The organism is Shewanella sp. DAU305, from assembly GCF_026802235.1.
GTDB lineage: Bacteria > Pseudomonadota > Gammaproteobacteria > Enterobacterales > Shewanellaceae > Shewanella > Shewanella baltica.
Genome location: NZ_CP113808.1, coordinates 2059209 through 2076238, shown reverse-complemented (window position 1 = coordinate 2076238; position 17030 = coordinate 2059209). Strand labels below are relative to the sequence as shown.

Genomic DNA, 17030 nt, shown 5'->3' with positions numbered 1-17030 from the left:
AATCTACTCAAATGCACAGGCCATATTATCTGACCACGCTGTGTCTTGTAATGATTGTTGTTCTGTACTATCTAACGCTGCGAGTGCCTGCTGGGCTAAATCTAAGGTATCCGCAACTTTCATATCTTCAGGAACTCTTTGTCCATCAGTAACATAACTTAATGGTAATCCGTTTTGGATCAACACACTTAATGCCCCTGCTAACGACACAGATTCATCGAGTTTTGTGAGAACGACACCAGATAGGGGAATGCGTTTAAAATGATTGACTGCATCTTGCAGCACACGGCGCTGTCCTGTCGCAGACAGTACCAGATAACTGCGGATAGGTATCCTGCTATTTGCAGTTAAATTATCAAGTTGCTGGTAAAGACGCATATCTCGCTGTCCCATGCCAGCCGTATCTATCAATACTAGCTTGCGATTCCTAAACTGATAGAGAATTTGCTCTAATTCATTCAGATCATGAGCTTGCTTTACTGGGCAGCCCATTATTTTGCCATAAGTTGCTAATTGCTCATAGGCTCCGATGCGATAATGATCTGTCGTTATCAAAGCCACATGCTCAGCACCGTGATGGGCAGCAAAACGGGCTGCAAGTTTCGCTAACGACGTGGTTTTACCCACACCCGTTGGCCCCACCAATGCCACCACGCCGCCCTGCTTAACAATATCATCACCTTGATTATCAAGCATATTAGCTAAACTTTGAGGTAAGGCTCTGACTAATTCTGCAGGCGTATAATGTTGGCTCAGCGCCGCTAATTTATTCGCAACCGCAGGGGAGAATTCAGCCTCAAGTAACTTGGCCTCGAGCATAGCACCGACGGGGTCGATGCGTTTTTTATGTTCTGTCATCAAAGAGGACACTTGGTGTGTCAATAAATTACGCAATGAGGCTAACTCATCACGCATTGCCTCAATATCTGCGCTTTGTTTCTGTGATGTCTGTGGCTTCTTATCAAACGTAGCAGGCGCTTCGCGACGCTCCACTTTGGCAACAGCCGGCGCTTGTAGGCCCTTAGCCCATGCAGGTAAATCTGCATCAACTTGCTGATGCGACATTTGTTGATTCAAACGGCTTTGTTGCTTCTCTAGCAAGGCTTGTAATGAGTCAGCAGGTGCCGCAGGCTTTGCACGGGTTTCTACTCGTACTGGCTGTTTAGCTCCTAGGGACACGAGATCGTCACTCACATCCATAAAGGTTGGCGCTGGCGCAGTAGCTGCGGTTTTCGCTTTAGGTTCGTCATAGTCAACGGCGGCGACAATTTCGATGCCCCCATTCACTTTCTTATTTGACATAATGACGGCATCTGAGCCGAGTGTTTCTTTCACTTGGGCCAGTGCGGCGCGCATGTCTTTGGCAAAAAATCGTTTAATCTTCACTTATGCGTCCTCTACTGGCCGACTGCAGATACGATACGTATTTGCTTCTCATCAGGTATTTCTTGATATGAAATGACTCTGAGATTAGGAATAGTATGTTTAACAAAGCGTGACAGCGTCGCGCGTAACATACCTGACGTCAACAATATGGCGGGTTGTCCGACCATTTCTTGCTTCTGAGCCGCATCGGCAAGGGACTGCTGCATGCGTTCTGCAAGACCGGGTTCAATGTTAGGACCATCACCACCGGTTGCTTGCATTGACTGATGCAACATCTGTTCCAACTCTGGCGCCAAAGTTATGACGGGGATTTCGAGCTCTGGGCCTGAGATTTCCTGAACAATCATACGTTTCAACGCGATACGGACTGCAGCGGTCAAGACTTCAGTGTCATTACTCTTAGTGCCATATTCTAACAAAGTTTGCACTATAGTACGCAAGTCTCTGACTGAAACCCCTTCATTTAATAGGTTCTGCATCACTTTTACGACATGTCCTAACGGCATGACATCAGGAATAAAGCCATCCACCAGCTTAGGCGAATGTTTCGCAAGCATATCCATCAGTTGTTGCACTTCTTCGTATCCTAACAACTTAGCAGCATTATTGGTCAGCAATTGACTAATATGGGTTGCCACAACCGTAGCCGCATCAACAACGGTATACCCTAATGTTTGGGCATGCTCACGTAATTCAGGGGCAATCCATACCGCTTCAAGACCGAAAGCCGGATCGCGCGTTTCAATACCGTCAAGCTTGCCATAAACTTGGCCGGGATTAATCGCCAATTCACAATCGTGACGTATATCCGCCTCACCAACGACTACGCCCATTAATGAAATACGATAAGCATTAGGCGATAAATCTAGATTGTCACGAATATGCACCGCAGGCACTAAGAAGCCCAACTCTTGCGATAACTTCTTACGGACTCCTTTGATACGGCTTAATAACTCGCCACCTTGGCCCTTATCGACCAGTGGGATCAAGCGATATCCAACCTCAAGCCCAATAGTATCAACATGATGGACATCGTCCCACCCCAGTTCTTTAGGCTCTTTATCTTGTCTCTCTACAGGGCCTGATTTAACAAGTTCTAAGGCTTTAATGCGTTTTGATTCATTACGCTTATAGACAAAATAGGCAGCACCAGCAGTAATAAAGGCGAAGCTTAAGAACGCCATATGCGGCATGCCAGGGACAATACCCATGACAAACAACACTCCAGCGGCGATACCCAATGATTTATGACTGTCAAACATCTGACTCATCATCATTTGGCCCATGTCGCCCGATTCATTTTGACGGGTCACCATCAAGGCGGCAGCGATTGACAACAACAAACCTGGGATCTGCGCCACCAGACCATCACCAATGGTCAGCAAGGTATAAATTTCAACCGCTTCAGAGAAACTTAAGCCATGTTGAACAATACCGATGATGAAACCACCTAAGATGTTAATCACTAAAATCATGATACCCGCAATTGCATCACCTTTTACGAATTTTGAAGCACCATCCATCGCGCCATAAAAATCAGCTTCACGGGTCACTTCGGCGCGACGTAATCTTGCTTGATCTTGGTTTAAGGTTCCAGCATTTAAATCGGCATCAATTGCCATTTGCTTACCAGGCATAGCGTCCAAGGTAAAGCGGGCGCTCACTTCTGCTATACGACCGGCACCTTTAGTCACCACAGCAAAGTTGATGATAATCAAAATGATAAAGACAACTAAACCAACGGCATAGTTACCGCCAATCACCACAGAACCGAAGGCTTCAATTACCTTACCAGCCGCATCACCACCATTATGCCCCTCGAGTAACACTACACGAGTAGAAGCGACGTTTAGCGCAAGTCGTAATAACGTCGCCACTAGTAGAACACTTGGGAAAGCGGCAAAATCCAACGGTCTATCAGTATAAATTGCGACTAATAATACGATGAGCGCTAAGGCTATGTTGAATGAAAAAAGTATGTCTAGTAAGAATGGAGGGATAGGTAAAACTATCATGGCCAATGCTGCGAGTACGAGTATAGGAGTGCCTATACCTTTAAACGTGCTCAAGCGCATTTGTTTTACTTGACCTAAGGTCGCTCTAACATCCATTCATATTTACCTAAACTTTGACGTATGACAGCATGAAAGCAAAAAGTACGCCAATAGCGTATTGGCGCACAATAATATCACGACTTCAAAGAATTTTTAGCTTAGATCTTAATATTTTAACTCATCGGGAATGGGTTGATTAAGTGGGATTGGAATAGGCTTGCGACCTCGGCCTTTTTGGTACTGGCGCAACTGGAATACATAGGCCAAAATCTGCGCCACTGCGGTAAACAATCCTTCAGGAATTTGTTGATCTAACTTAGTCGTATGGTATATAGCTCTTGCTAATGGCGGGGCTGAGACGATTGTCACGTTATGGGCCCTTGCTATCTCACGAATTTTAAATGCGACATCATCGACACCTTTGGCAACAACAAAAGGCGCGACTGAACGCTGCACGTCATATTTAATCGCTACAGCAAAATGCTCAGGGTTAACGACGATGACATCGGCATTGGGTACTTCGGCCATCATTCGACGCTGAGCCAACTCGCGTTGCATCTGCCGTACTCGCCCTTTGACTTCAGGCTTACCTTCAGTATCTTTATACTCATCTTTAACTTCTTGTTTGGTCATCTTAAGTTGTTTGTTGTGATTCCAAAGTTGAAATGGCACATCGATGACGACAATTAACAAAATAGAGGAACATAACAGGATAAACATCCACACGAGCAAATCTAATGCATGGTAAACATTGCCAGGAAGATGGTCGCTAGACAACAACAGAATTTCATTAAAATAAAAGCTCAGTAGCAGATATGCAGAAAATGCCACCACAGAAAACTTGGCAATCCCCTTTGTCAGCTCAACTACTGCTTGCACGCCAAACATGCGCTTTAGACCAGCTGCTGGGCTCATTTTACTGGCCTTAGGCATCATAGCTTGGGTCGAAAAATTCATTCCACCTAAGGCAACGTTGCCAATAAAAGCAACGACTACGATCAACAGCATAATTTTTGCCATGGGCCAGGCGATTTCGCTCGCGACAACGCCCCAGACGTTGAACATTTCTTCAGTATCAAAGATTTGCGCCCTGTCCATGGTAAAAACCGTCTCAAACACCCGAGTTAGACTCGTGGCTAGACTCGGACCTAGCATATAAAAACCACATGCTGCCGAAATTAATACTGCTGCTGTACCGAGTTCTTTCGAACGCGCAATCTGCCCTTTTTCCCGCGCCTGTTCAAGACGCCTCCCAGTGGGTTCCTCACTGCGTTCACCGCTTGATTCTTCAGCCATGGGCTGCTCCTAATACCGTCATATCAAGCCATCTGCGTTACATTGAAGCGCTAACATATCGCAAAGCAGCACTTGAGCTGCGGCCCACACTTCATCAAAATGCTCCATGACAGGTGTTAAGGTTAACCAAAGAATAAACAGCCCGCCAATCATAGTGATCGGAAAACCTATAGAGAAAATGTTTAACTGCGGCGCGGCGCGGGTCATCACCCCGAAGGACAAATTGACTAACAACAGGGCGATAATCGCGGATATCGACATAGTTAATGCCGCACCAAACATATACGAACCCCAATCTGCTAGAGCACGGTAGCTAGTGAGTGTTAATCCTTGATTAGAAATGGGTAGGGTCTCAAAGCTCGCCACCAGCATACGGATCATCAACAGATGGCCATCTACAGCTAAGAAGATCAATGTCGCCAACAATAGGAAAAAGTTACCAATAACCGGAGTTTGCTGACCAGAACCGGGATCCACCATAGAGGCAAAACCGAGACTGGTTTGCATACCAATAATCTGTCCGGTTAATACAAAAACTTGCATCACCATTTGAGTCACAAACCCCATGGCAACACCAATAATGATTTGCTGCGCTGTGATAAATACTGCGCTGAGTGAAAATAAATCGGCATTTTGAACGGGAGGAAGCACTGGTGCTATCGCAAAGGTAATCGCCATAGCCAATAATAAGCGTACGCGGCTCGGTGTTGTTGCCGCCCCAAATACCACCATTACCATCAGCATACTGGTGACACGAAACAGCGGCCACATATAAGCGGCAATGGTCTGCATTAAGGTATCGAGCAGAAGCTCCATTGGGTTAGCCTATTACTTGCGGGATGCGATTAACCATCTCGACAAAAAAGTCCATTAGGGTTTCTACTAACCAATGTCCCATGAACATCAAACCGAAAAGTGTCACTAATAATCGCGGAAGAAAGCTTAATGTCTGTTCGTTGATCGAAGTCGCGGCTTGAAACACAGCAACAATCAAACCGATACCTAGCCCAGGTAGTACAATGGCAGACACCATCATGACAATAACGGATAGAGCCTCACGAAAAATATCAATTAGTGCCTCTGGACTCATGTGTGGACTCTCCCTTGGCTACCCGAAACTATTCGCTAATGTCCCTAGGACTAAGCTCCAACCATCGACGAGCACAAACAGCATGATCTTAAACGGTAGCGACACTATCATAGGGGATAACATCATCATACCCATGGCCATTAAGATACTGGCCACCACAAGATCTAACACTAAAAATGGCACGAACAACATAAAGCCAATTTGAAAAGCAGTTTTCAACTCGCTGGTAATAAAGGCGGGGATCAACACACTCATCGGGGCTTCTTCGGGCGACTTAATGTTCTTATAGCCTGAAATTTCGATAAAAGTTTTTAAGTCTGTGGTCCTGACTTGCCCTAACATAAAACCTTTGAGTGGCTCTTTGCCTTTGTCAAACGCTTGCTGCAAGGTTAACTGCTCTTCAATGTAAGGCTTAACCCCTTCGTCATAAATCCGGTCAAACACCGGCGCCATAATAAAGAAGGTCATGAATAAACTCATGCCAATTAAGACTTGATTAGACGGCGTCTGTTGCAACCCAATGGCTTGACGTAATATTGACAGAACTATGATGATCCGCGTGAAAGAGGTCAACATAATGAGCATCGCAGGTAAAAAACTCAGCGATGTCATCAACAGTAAAATCTGCATTGTGACCGAGTATTCTGTTGAACCGTCAGGTCCTGTTGTTACGGTAACCGCAGGCAAAACACCATCGGCAGCCCATGCCGACGGCATGCATAACAGAATAACTAAGCCAACTAACGCGAGGATACGTGTTGTCATTGTTTTAATTTCGCCTGACGTAGCCGACTCGCAAAGGAATCAGACTCTCTATGGATAGGTTCAGCTAACTTATCAATCAAACTCACCTGCTGCGAGCTAACTCCAAGTAAATATTGCTGTTCCCCCACCTGTACCAAGACTAAACGCTCTTTTTGTCCTAGGGAAGTCACGGCTATCGTTTTTAGAACACCGTTGGTCGTGGGTACTAAATTGAACCGCCTCAGTAGATAAGCTAACGCAAAAATTAAGAGTAAAACCAGAATTAAGCCGCCTAACATACTCGCTAAGGTTGCGACTTGAGAAGGTTCAGCCATTTTTGCAGCTGTAGGAACGACAGGAGTCATGTTCGCTGCGCCTTCCCCGAGGCTATCGGCGCTCGTTTGAACCGCTGCCACTAAACTGTGTATTACCGATGTGCTCATTTAAAGTTCCAACTACTTATACAGCTCGTATTATTTAAGCTTTTTAATTCGCTCGGTTTGACTGATCACATCGGTTAAACGAATACCGAATTTATCGTTTACTACTACAACCTCACCATGTGCAATCAGCGTACCGTTAACCATCACATCTAAGGGCTCACCCGCAACTCTGTCTAGCTCAACCACAGAACCTTGGTTTAACTGCAACAGGTTACGAATACTAATGTAGCTACGGCCCACTTCCATAGAGATAGTGACAGGGATATCTAAAATAGTATCTAATTTTGCCGCTTCTGCCTTAGTGATAGGTCTTGAATCATCAACTAATTCATCGAGTTCAATCGCGTTAGCTTCCTCTAAGGCTTGTTCTGCCATTGCTGCAGCCCAATCATCCGTATCGTCTGTGCTCATCTTACTTCACCTTATAATTCTGATATATCGCGAGATTTACCCTTGCGCGTCACTAATTGTAGCTCGGATTTAACTGTCTCTGGCCGAGGGATCTTTTCATGTATTTTAAGCGCTAGGTTATCTCTAGAACGGCCCATTTTACAACGATATGTCGGTAAATCCTCGATTTTCATCATAATATATTCCGGCAGCTCAATCGGAATAATATCGCCCGCTTTAAAATTCATCACATCTTTGAGCGTTAATTCATGTTCCACAATGTTGGCATCGAACCCAACCTTCACATCCATGATTTCATCATGCAATGCCTGAGACCAACGCATGTCAGTATCTTGCTTATCACTTTGTACACCGGCATCGAGCAACTCGCGAATAGGCTCAATCATGGAATAAGGCATAGTGATATGGAAATCACCGCCACCGCCATCGACTTCAATATGGAATGAGTTAATCACGACAACTTCGGTAGGGCTGACAATGTTGGCCATGGCCGGATTGACTTCAGAGTCCAAATAATCAAACTCCACATCCATTACAGGTGCCCAAGCATCTTTATAATCTTCAAAAATTATTTTGAGCAACAGTTGTACAATACGTCTTTCTGTGGGCGTAAATTCACGCCCTTCAATCTTGGCATGGAAACGCCCATCACCACCAAAGAAGTTATCCACTAGGATGAACACCAATCGAGCTTCCATGGTGATCAATGCAGTGCCCTTGAGCGGACTAAAACGCACCATATTCAAGCTAGTAGGAACGAATAGCGTATGTACATACTCGCCAAACTTGAGCATCTGTACACCGTTAATCGACACTTCGGCAGCACGGCGCATCATATTGAACATGCTGATACGCAAATGGCGTGCAAAACGCTCATTCACGATTTCCAACGTCGGCATACGCCCACGAACTATTCGATCTTGGGAAGAGAAATCGTAAGAGCGAGCATCTTCTCCGACAGCGTCAATTTCATCATCATCGACGTCATCAACCCCGTGCAGTAGCGCATCAATTTCGTCTTGGCTTAATAAATCACTCACTATATTGCCTTCGCCTCTTTTGGTGCTGAAATTAAAGGGTTATTGCATCACAAAACCAGTAAACAGCACTTTCTCGACAACTTTACGGCCAGTAACCGACTGCAAAGTATTTTGCACACTTAAGAGTGCTAACTGACGTAACTCATCTTTCCCCGCCTGCGTACTGAGTTTTTGCACATCAGCGCCGCTAAAGGTCGTTAACAGCGCATCTTCAATCAGGGGGATGTGTTTTTGTGTCAGCACATCATCGTCTGTACCACGCACCATAAGTTGTACTTTGATCTCAACTAAACGCGCTCTATCAGGCCCAGGTAAGTTGAATAAGAAAGGGCGTGGCATAGGCACATATGACGCTGTGGCTATATCTCCAGTAGTAGGGGCTTCAACCTGAACAGTTCCATCAGCCGCAGCGACTGGTACTTCCTCGGAACTGCTTCCCATAAAAAACCATACGCCGCCACCGATTAAAAGAGCGACTAGAACACCTACTCCAGCGAAAATGAACAGTTTTTTCTTACTTTTAGGCTCTTCGGTACTTTCAAGTTCTAACGATTCTTCCTTAGCCATCACTATTCTCTTTAATTTAAGCGGAACAAGTAACGATTCTGATTTACCGAAACGTCATTATGTTAGTCATTGCTATAGGTTACCTACTTAAGCGTAATAATCTATACCTGAATTTACACTAGTGGCTTGATTTAAAGCTAAATGTAGCTCTTCTGCTGAGATTTCATCCACATCAGCCCCATTTGAACCTCCACCATCACCAAAACCACCCTCTCGACGTTCACCTTGGCCACCTTGAGACACATGACTATCAGCCAATTGCATCCCTTGCTCTTGCAGTAATTCGCGCAATCTCGGCATAGCTTGTTCAACCAGATCACGCGTTTGTGTCTGAGTGACATGGAACTGTACTTGGGTTTGATCTCCATGCACTTGGATTTTTACCAGCATATGCCCAAGCTCTGGGGGATCAAGCCTAATCTCTGCATGTTGAATACCTTGACTCACCATAGTGATCAACTGTTGCTTCATCACGGGTGAAAACCGTTGGATCATCTCTTGCATTTGATTCTGCTGATCGACACCTTGACGTAATGACAGCTGAACTTGCATTGTTTCCTGACGATTAACTTGTAGTGGCGTCGATGACTGAGTTAAAGAAGAAAATGACTTGATGTCAGTTGTTGATCCCTTGTCTTCATCACCCATAACAAATGGCTTAGCATCTCTTTGAGCATCAAGCGTCACACTGTATTTAGCATCCTTTAGCAAAGTCCCCGCATCCATTGTCACTTTTGAAATATCAGCATTGACCTCAGTATCACTCACCATGCTGTCCTTAGGATCAACAGCGTTACCTAAGATGTTTTGTGCATCCAGTGTTGTAACTATAGGCTGAACTTCTACTTTACTAACCGCAACATCAACATTCGCATTTCTGCTCACCTGCTGAGGTATTGCAATCTCAGCATTACGCACTGCTAAATTATTACTGGCAACAGTAACGTCATCCGCATCGATCTCACCCAAGTTAGAAGTATCAGCCACCTTGGGACTTGCCAAGTCCAATGTATCCACTCTTTCATCAGCGATTATAGATGTTACAGCCATTTCATTCTTAGTAGTCGATGGCGCTAGAGTTTCTGACTTTAAGGTTTGGCTTGCTGTATTAGGCTTCAACGTTGATTCGTCTACGTCGTCTGAGGTTGCAAGTGCCTCAGAATTAAGATCCAACCTTGCACCACGCTGTTCAGCGTTTAGACTCGCAACTTGATGCGCATATTTATCCGTTGAAAATGATTTATCGCCTTTAAGTTCAGTCACATCCGCTTCTTTCAATAACACGCTTTCTAGATTTTTTGATGATGTCTTTGCCGCGGTTTCTGCTGTATCTACAAATTCAGATAAATCCAAATTTTCAGATGTTTTACTGTTCGGCGGAATGACTTGTCCCTTTAAAAAGGCAGAATGAGATTCAGCGCTTTTATCCGTTGATAACTGTGACTTCAATACCTCAACAGCGTCATCAAGCAATACTTTCTTACCCTGGATTGCTTCAACGGGTAGTTCATCTGCTGATTTTTTATCAGCAGAGACTTTATTAGTGACATCAGTCTCATTTAAAGCCCCTGCATTTAGTTGGAGCTGCTCGGTTAACTTTTTGAGTTCTGATGAAAAGGAAGTATCAGTATCCAATACCTTTTGGAGACTCAATAGATCGCCGTTTGAGGACTTGCTATGATTTTTCTCAGTTGCCAATTTAACTTCACTTGACGTTAAAATATCAGCCTTACCTTGCGCTGAGCCTGAGATGTCGACAACTGGAAGCTCAGTGTTAATCGCTTTCATTGAAGCTTGCACACCCGACAGCTCAACGGTACTGAATGCATCACTTTTCAATAAAGGGTCAGCAGACTCATTATTTTCCCCTTGGGAAGAGTCAGACGGCAAACTCTCTCCCTCTGATGCCGTTTTCTTCATATCATTTGCCATGCTGATCTGGGCGAAGATGAGATTTACGTCAGCGTCATCCGTTGATATGTCTTTATCATTTACTTTATCAGTAGAAGCGATCTGCACTTTATCGTCAGTATTCGCTGTAGCCTTTTTAGGCGCGGAAATAGAAAATGAGCTAGCGGAGACAGACGCAAGTGTAGATGAAAAGTCTTCATTATTAGACTCTTGGGAAGATGTCTTAGCGGAATTGGCCGCAGAGTTACCTGTTTTACTCAACAGGATATTGGTCATTTGTTGCATAAGTGCTCCCAAACATCACCCAGCAGAAAAAGAAAATGGCTAGGTAGAAACGTCAATTAAACACTGCGGTTGCAGGGCCATGGACTAAATTAAAGCAAATAATGTGCCAAAACTTCAGTTTTTTACTGCGGCATATTGAAAAGAATAAAACTCAGGGGAATAAGTCGAACAAATGTTCAGCGCCATAAGCGGCAGCAGAAAACTGAACTCATATCGGGCTAGTGAATGGCAAAGATACCGATCATTTAACGCACCATTACACTAACGCTGATGACGGCGATAAAACTGCTGAGAAGCAAATTCATCGGTCATTTTCTGCTCTCGTTTTTGTTCAACAACTTGGCGCTTCTTCTCTTTACTCGCTAACAGTAATTCCACTGCCTTACGTTTTTTCTGTTTTTCCAACCAATGCTGTTGTCGATATTCTTTTTGTTTTTCACCGTCGGCCACAACGCGATTTTGCTGAGTAATAGCGTCATCAATCTGACGAATAAAGCGATGAAACTGGTGATAGTGACTGGCACTAATGGCTTGGCCTTGCTGGGATTGCATTTGCTTCATGTATTCTAAGCGATAGTTATTGAGTGCACTGAGTTGATTCAGCCGCTTTTGACACTCTAACTGCGCCGACTTTAACAATAACGCCGCTTGTTCTTCGGCATCATTGGCGAGCTTTAACACTAACAACAAGGGATCGGCGTTAGCCATACTAGACCTCGATTAATTAGATGACGCCATTATTTGCACTGTGCGGCAAGTTGCCCGAGCATGACTTGGCTATCGGCAAAACTGAATGCATCACGCATGGTTTGGCGTAAAAAAGCATTCATCGCCGGCTGTAATCGTATCGCATTATCGATTCGAGGATCGCTGCCTTGGGCATAAGCGCCAATGGAAATCAAATCACGATTTTGCTGATACAAGGAATAGGTTTGTTTCACGCGGCGCATCGCTTCCAAGTGTTCATTGGAGATCACCATAGGTGCGACTCGGCTAATAGAGGCTTCGATATCAATGGCAGGATAGTGCCCAGAGTCCGCAAGCGAACGTGACAAGACTATGTGACCATCGAGGATCGCCCGCGATGCATCGGCAATGGGATCCTGTTGATCGTCCCCTTCCGTCAACACAGTATAAAATGCCGTAATTGAACCTTGACCTGGGCCACCGTTGCCGGCGCGCTCAACTAAACGCGGCAGCTTGGCAAACACTGAAGGCGGATAGCCTTTGGTGGCAGGCGGCTCACCCACAGCCAAAGCTATTTCCCGCTGCGCTTGGGCATAACGCGTCAAACTATCCATTAATAACAAGACGTTATAACCCAGATCGCGAAAGTATTCGGCAATACGAGTCGAGGTTTCACAGGCGCGAAGGCGCATCAGCGGCGAGGTATCTGCAGGCGCGGCAACAACAACAGAACGCGCTCGACCTTTATCCCCAAGAATCTCTTCAATAAACTCTTTGACTTCACGGCCACGCTCGCCCACCAGCCCAACCACAATAATGTCGGCAGTGGTACCGCGGGTCATCATGCCTAAGAGCACGCTCTTACCCACACCAGAACCGGCAAACAAGCCCATACGTTGGCCTTTACCCACAGTCAGCATGGCATTAATGGCGCGAACGCCAACGTCCAGCGGCTCGGTAATAGCACGGCGAGATAAGGGGTTAATGGCAGCGCTATGTCTTGGCGCTTGTTGATCAGTCTGCAACGCACCTAAACCATCTAAAGGCACGCCGTTGCCATCGAGCACGCGCCCTAACAACGACAAGCCGACATTGAGTCCAGTTTGTTCCCCTAAAGGCACCACCCGGGCACCGGGTAATACCCCACGTAATTCTTCGATAGGCATTAAATAAAGGAGTTCACCATCAAAGCCGACAACTTCGGCAATTAACTCGCCCGCCATAGTTTCGATGGAACATAAGCTGCCTACAGGCGCGCGGCAACCGCTCGCCTCTAAGGTTAAGCCAACAACACGCACCAGCTGACCACTGGCCACAGCACGAAATGGCGGCACTTTATCCTGATGATGATTCAGCCTATTCAGCAGTTGGTGTTGGCGATTTTGCATCTGTTCCGGCATCCGATTGGGTATCTAAGTGCTCACCTGTGTTTGAGGTAGATTGCATGTCCTCAGTGTCTTGGTTAACCGTATCGACAGCTTGGTCATCAGGCGTTTGATCATCAAGCTCAGACTCAAGCGCCACAGCCACTTGTTTGGCAGTATCTTCAGCTTCAATCGTCTCTTGCAGTTGATGCTGTTTATCACTCAAATGCGCATGTTGATTTCGTAATGACTCAAACACAGTATCGATGCGCGATGAAAGCGTTAAATCCACTAAAGAGCGATGACTGCTCAGAATACAATCGCCTGCACTTAACGTCGGATCGACTTCAAGTTCCCATTTACTGCGGGTCAGTTGGGCGGTGGAATAAAGTTGTTCGACAAGGATCACATCGTCAGGATGCAGCCGAATAGTCACCGCTTGCTCTTTAATCGGTAGCGACTCTATGCCTAAGCGTAATGCCGAAAGCACTTGTTCTGGATGGGTTTTTAATTCGTGGCCTATGACAGATTTAGCTAATGTCATACTCAAGTTCAGTAGGGAGAGCTCAATATCACCATCGAGTAATTGCAATGGCTTTTCAAATTGAGTTAATAAGGCTTCAAACCGCGAAAGTAAAACTTTGGCTTGAGCTAAACCGGTTTCTAATCCTTGCTCATGCCCTTGGGCGAGACCTTCGGTATGGCCTTGCTCTAAGCCTTCTAAGCGACCTTTTTCTAGCCCTTGCTCGTAACCTTGTTGTTTACCTTCGGCAAACCCTTCTTTTTCAGCTTGGGCGCGAATGTCTTCAATCTCGGCCATCGTCGGCGGAGAAACACTCTCAACTGTCGTAGGCTTTGCGGCTTGATGATTCGAATGACCGAACAAATTCGAGATAGAATCGTCATCGGCTTCAGTCACATCTGGCAGTGCCCAGTGACTAAACTCAATATCTCCGTCGCTCAAGACCTTATTTGACGGTTTATTGTCGCTCGGATTAGAGGAACTCATCGCCACCACCGCCGCCTAACATGATTTCGCCACTGTCGCTTAAGCGACGGGCAATAGACAGGATTTCTTTTTGGGCGACTTCCACTTCACTGATACGGATTGGGCCCATTGCCTCAAGATCGTCACGCAGCAATTCTGCGGCACGTTTTGACATGTTACCCAAGATTTTTTCTTTCAGCTGATCATCTGTGCCTTTAAGCGCCTTCATCAGTACATCTTGCTGCACTTCACGGAGCAGTGCTTGAATACCACGGTCATCAACATCGATTAAGTTTTCAAATACGAACATCAAGTCTTGGATTTGCTGCGCCATTTCTTCGTCAGACTCGCGCATGGTTTCCATCAACTGACTTTCGATACCCGTATCTAAATAGTTCATGATGTTGGCAGCCGCTTTTAGGCCGCCCATTTTTGCGGCCTGTGCGCCACCTTGACCGGCAAACTGTTTCTCCATGATGTCGTTCAGCTCTTGCAGTGCAGCGGGCTGTACTTCTTCAAGATTCGCAATCCGCATCATCAAGTCTAAGCGAGTATTTTCAGGGAATTGACCAAAAATTTCCGCCGCCTGATCGGGTTCTAAATAGGACAACACGATCGTTTGGATCTGAGGATGTTCGTTTTGAATAATGGTCGCTACTTGGCGTGCATCCATCCATTTCAACGAATCCAAACCTTTAGCACCGCTGCCCATGATAATCTGTTCAATCAGATTACCCGCTTTATCTTCACCCAGCGCGGCGGTTAAGGCTTTACGAACGAACTCTTCGCTGTTGAAACCAATAGAAGAATACTTTTGAATGTCATCGAGAAACAGCTTATGTACCCCAATGACTTTTTCTTGACCAAACTCATCCATTGCCGCCATCGCCATGCCCACTTTTTGCACTTGCTTCGGCTCTAAGTGTTTTAAAATGGATGCAGCATCGGCCTCACTCAAACTGAGGAGTAAGATCGCGGTCTTTTCGACACCGCTAATATCTTTAATGTTAAAGGCAGGTGGGGCCGCTGGAGCCACTTCTTTCGTTTTATTCTCAGCCATTGTCTTGTAACCAGTTTTTCACGACTTGAGTAGAGAGCTCAGGCTCATTAGCCACGAGCGCACGGATAGCTTTAATCATATCATCATCTTTGTGCAAATTAGGGATATGAATTGAACCATCATCGGCATAACTGTATTCCGCCTCTTGGGTATTGAGCATCCCTAGCGTATCTGCCGCGTACTGGTCCTCAATTTCGGCCAGTTCGTTACCTAATCTACCATCCTCAGGCATATTCACACTGTCAGGATAGATTAAGCGTTTCAGCATAGGACGTACCACAGCTAAAATCAGTACCAGGATCACTAGCGCACCAATACCGAGCTTAATCGCACGCCAGAACCAAGGTTGTTCCCACAGTTCTAGTGCTGGCAAGTCTTCAACCAATTGATCCATAAAGGGAACCGTTACCACTTCTAACACATCACCCCGTTGCGAGCTAAAACCTACGGCACCTTCGAGTAAACGACGGATATTGGTCAGCTCTTGTTCAGTACGGGCAACACGCGCCACTTGACCATTTTCTCCGGCAGCACCGGGTTTAAAGTCCACCGCAACCGACACACTAATACGGCGAACCGCGCCAACTTGCTGACGGGTATGGCTAATGGTGGTATCTAACTCAAAATTACGGGTCGCCTCACGGTGTGAATTACCCGCAGTGACAGACTCGGTCGCTTTAGTCGCATCTTGCGGAATGTTCGATTCCATTGGCGGTTGATTCGATAGCGCGCCTGGGATCCCACCTGAAGATCCGCCAGTGGTATTATTTTCAACGGTCATTTCGCTGCGTAAAGACGGTAAATCGGGGTTATAACGCTTAGAAGTTTGCTCGACCGCAGTAAAGTCCATGCTGACATCGACTTGAGAGGTGAAATTATCAGGACCTAAGATAGGTACCAAAATCGATTCAATCTTAGTGCGATACTCTGCTTCTTTTTGCTGTACTAGTTCAAGCTCGCGACGGGCTGTCGCAGACGCGCCATCTTGGCTGCCTGAGTTTAATAAACGGCCGTTAGAGTCAGTCACTGTCACCCGTGATGGTTCTAAACCTTGTACTGCAGAAGCAACGATATCAACGATAGCGTCGACTTCACCTTGGCCTAAACCGCCACGACGGGTATTGATAACCACAGTCGCACTTGGTTTTGAGGCATTGCGGGCAAAGACGTTTTCTTTAGGTAACGCGAGGATCACTTTTGCGCGGCTAACACTTTGTAGTTGCTCAATTGCACGGGCAAGGTTTTCTTCTTGGCTGTGCTTAAGACGGGCTTGCTCCATACGTTGGCTGACACCAAAGCCGCTGTCTTGATTCAGAAAGTCTTGACTAGCCGCAGGGCTGTCAACGCCTGCGCGGCTCAGCATCATTTTCACTTCTTGATATTTATCTTCGGGGACTTTAATCACGTCCACGTCGATTTGATACTTAACTTTATTTTTATCAAGCACATCTAATACTTGAACCATTTCCTGAGTTTCCATTTTACCCAATGGACGATACTCAGGCTCCTGTGCCCACAGCATGACAAATACGGCTAAGGCCAAACAAATCGCCAAGGCTAAAATCATAGTTACTTGACGCATCATATCGACACCGCCAAGGTTTCCCATCATTCCTGACTTATGTTCTTGCTGGACACCTTGGTCAGCTAAGTCGGAATTGGATCCGACAATCATTTCTGTGCTCACGATTCGTACCTGCTAAT

At 45.8% G+C, this 17030-nt stretch carries 16 protein-coding genes; all 16 read right to left on the bottom strand.

The features are described 5' to 3' along the window. Positions 1-3 precede the first annotated feature (3 nt). The gene (gene flhF / locus OX890_RS08850; RefSeq protein WP_259583330.1) at positions 4-1386 is read right to left on the bottom strand and encodes a flagellar biosynthesis protein FlhF; all 1383 of its coding nucleotides are present in this window, start codon (positions 1384-1386) and stop codon (positions 4-6) included. An 11-nt stretch (positions 1387-1397) separates the two neighbouring features. After that, the gene (gene flhA, locus OX890_RS08845; RefSeq protein ID WP_226058938.1) at positions 1398-3497 is read right to left on the bottom strand and encodes a flagellar biosynthesis protein FlhA; all 2100 of its coding nucleotides are present in this window, start codon (positions 3495-3497) and stop codon (positions 1398-1400) included. 108 nt (positions 3498-3605) lie between these two features. Beyond that, positions 3606-4736: a flagellar biosynthesis protein FlhB gene (gene flhB / locus OX890_RS08840; RefSeq protein ID WP_259510831.1), complete on the bottom strand. Its 1131-nt coding sequence runs from the start codon at positions 4734-4736 to the stop codon at positions 3606-3608. Positions 4737-4754: 18 nt separating this feature from the next. Beyond that, on the bottom strand, positions 4755-5552 hold the full coding sequence (fliR, locus tag OX890_RS08835) for a flagellar biosynthetic protein FliR (RefSeq protein ID WP_107404156.1): 798 nt from the start codon (positions 5550-5552) through the stop codon (positions 4755-4757). A gap of 4 nt (positions 5553-5556) precedes the next feature. Next, complete coding sequence (gene fliQ, locus OX890_RS08830) at positions 5557-5826, bottom strand: flagellar biosynthesis protein FliQ (RefSeq protein WP_107404155.1); 270 nt, start codon at positions 5824-5826, stop codon at positions 5557-5559. Positions 5827-5844: 18 nt separating this feature from the next. Continuing rightward, a complete protein-coding gene (fliP, locus tag OX890_RS08825; protein ID WP_259528086.1) occupies positions 5845-6591 on the bottom strand; it encodes a flagellar type III secretion system pore protein FliP in 747 nt (248 codons plus the stop codon). Continuing rightward, entirely contained in the window at positions 6588-7013 is a 426-nt protein-coding gene (gene fliO, locus OX890_RS08820) for a flagellar biosynthetic protein FliO (protein ID WP_259569477.1), read from the bottom strand. The genes fliP and fliO overlap by 4 nt, the downstream gene beginning before the upstream one ends. A gap of 30 nt (positions 7014-7043) precedes the next feature. Next, complete coding sequence (gene fliN, locus OX890_RS08815; protein ID WP_006082397.1) at positions 7044-7424, bottom strand: flagellar motor switch protein FliN; 381 nt, start codon at positions 7422-7424, stop codon at positions 7044-7046. Between the two features lie 11 nt (positions 7425-7435). After that, positions 7436-8464: a flagellar motor switch protein FliM gene (gene fliM, locus OX890_RS08810; protein ID WP_012587223.1), complete on the bottom strand. Its 1029-nt coding sequence runs from the start codon at positions 8462-8464 to the stop codon at positions 7436-7438. A 39-nt stretch (positions 8465-8503) separates the two neighbouring features. After that, positions 8504-9031, bottom strand: a complete 528-nt coding sequence (gene fliL, locus OX890_RS08805; protein ID WP_259583327.1) for a flagellar basal body-associated protein FliL — start codon at positions 9029-9031, stop codon at positions 8504-8506. An 87-nt stretch (positions 9032-9118) separates the two neighbouring features. Continuing rightward, entirely contained in the window at positions 9119-11227 is a 2109-nt protein-coding gene (locus tag OX890_RS08800) for a flagellar hook-length control protein FliK (RefSeq protein ID WP_259583326.1), read from the bottom strand. A gap of 261 nt (positions 11228-11488) precedes the next feature. Continuing rightward, the gene (gene fliJ / locus OX890_RS08795; protein ID WP_006082402.1) at positions 11489-11935 is read right to left on the bottom strand and encodes a flagellar export protein FliJ; all 447 of its coding nucleotides are present in this window, start codon (positions 11933-11935) and stop codon (positions 11489-11491) included. Positions 11936-11964: 29 nt separating this feature from the next. Next, entirely contained in the window at positions 11965-13302 is a 1338-nt protein-coding gene (fliI, locus tag OX890_RS08790; protein WP_012089703.1) for a flagellar protein export ATPase FliI, read from the bottom strand. Continuing rightward, positions 13271-14287: a flagellar assembly protein FliH gene (gene fliH, locus OX890_RS08785; RefSeq protein ID WP_268650441.1), complete on the bottom strand. Its 1017-nt coding sequence runs from the start codon at positions 14285-14287 to the stop codon at positions 13271-13273. Before fliH ends, fliI begins: the two co-directional genes overlap by 32 nt. Then, a complete protein-coding gene (gene fliG / locus OX890_RS08780; protein WP_006082405.1) occupies positions 14274-15326 on the bottom strand; it encodes a flagellar motor switch protein FliG in 1053 nt (350 codons plus the stop codon). Before fliG ends, fliH begins: the two co-directional genes overlap by 14 nt. Then, a complete protein-coding gene (gene fliF, locus OX890_RS08775) occupies positions 15319-17001 on the bottom strand; it encodes a flagellar basal-body MS-ring/collar protein FliF (RefSeq protein ID WP_006085615.1) in 1683 nt (560 codons plus the stop codon). The genes fliG and fliF overlap by 8 nt, the downstream gene beginning before the upstream one ends. Positions 17002-17030 lie beyond the last annotated feature (29 nt).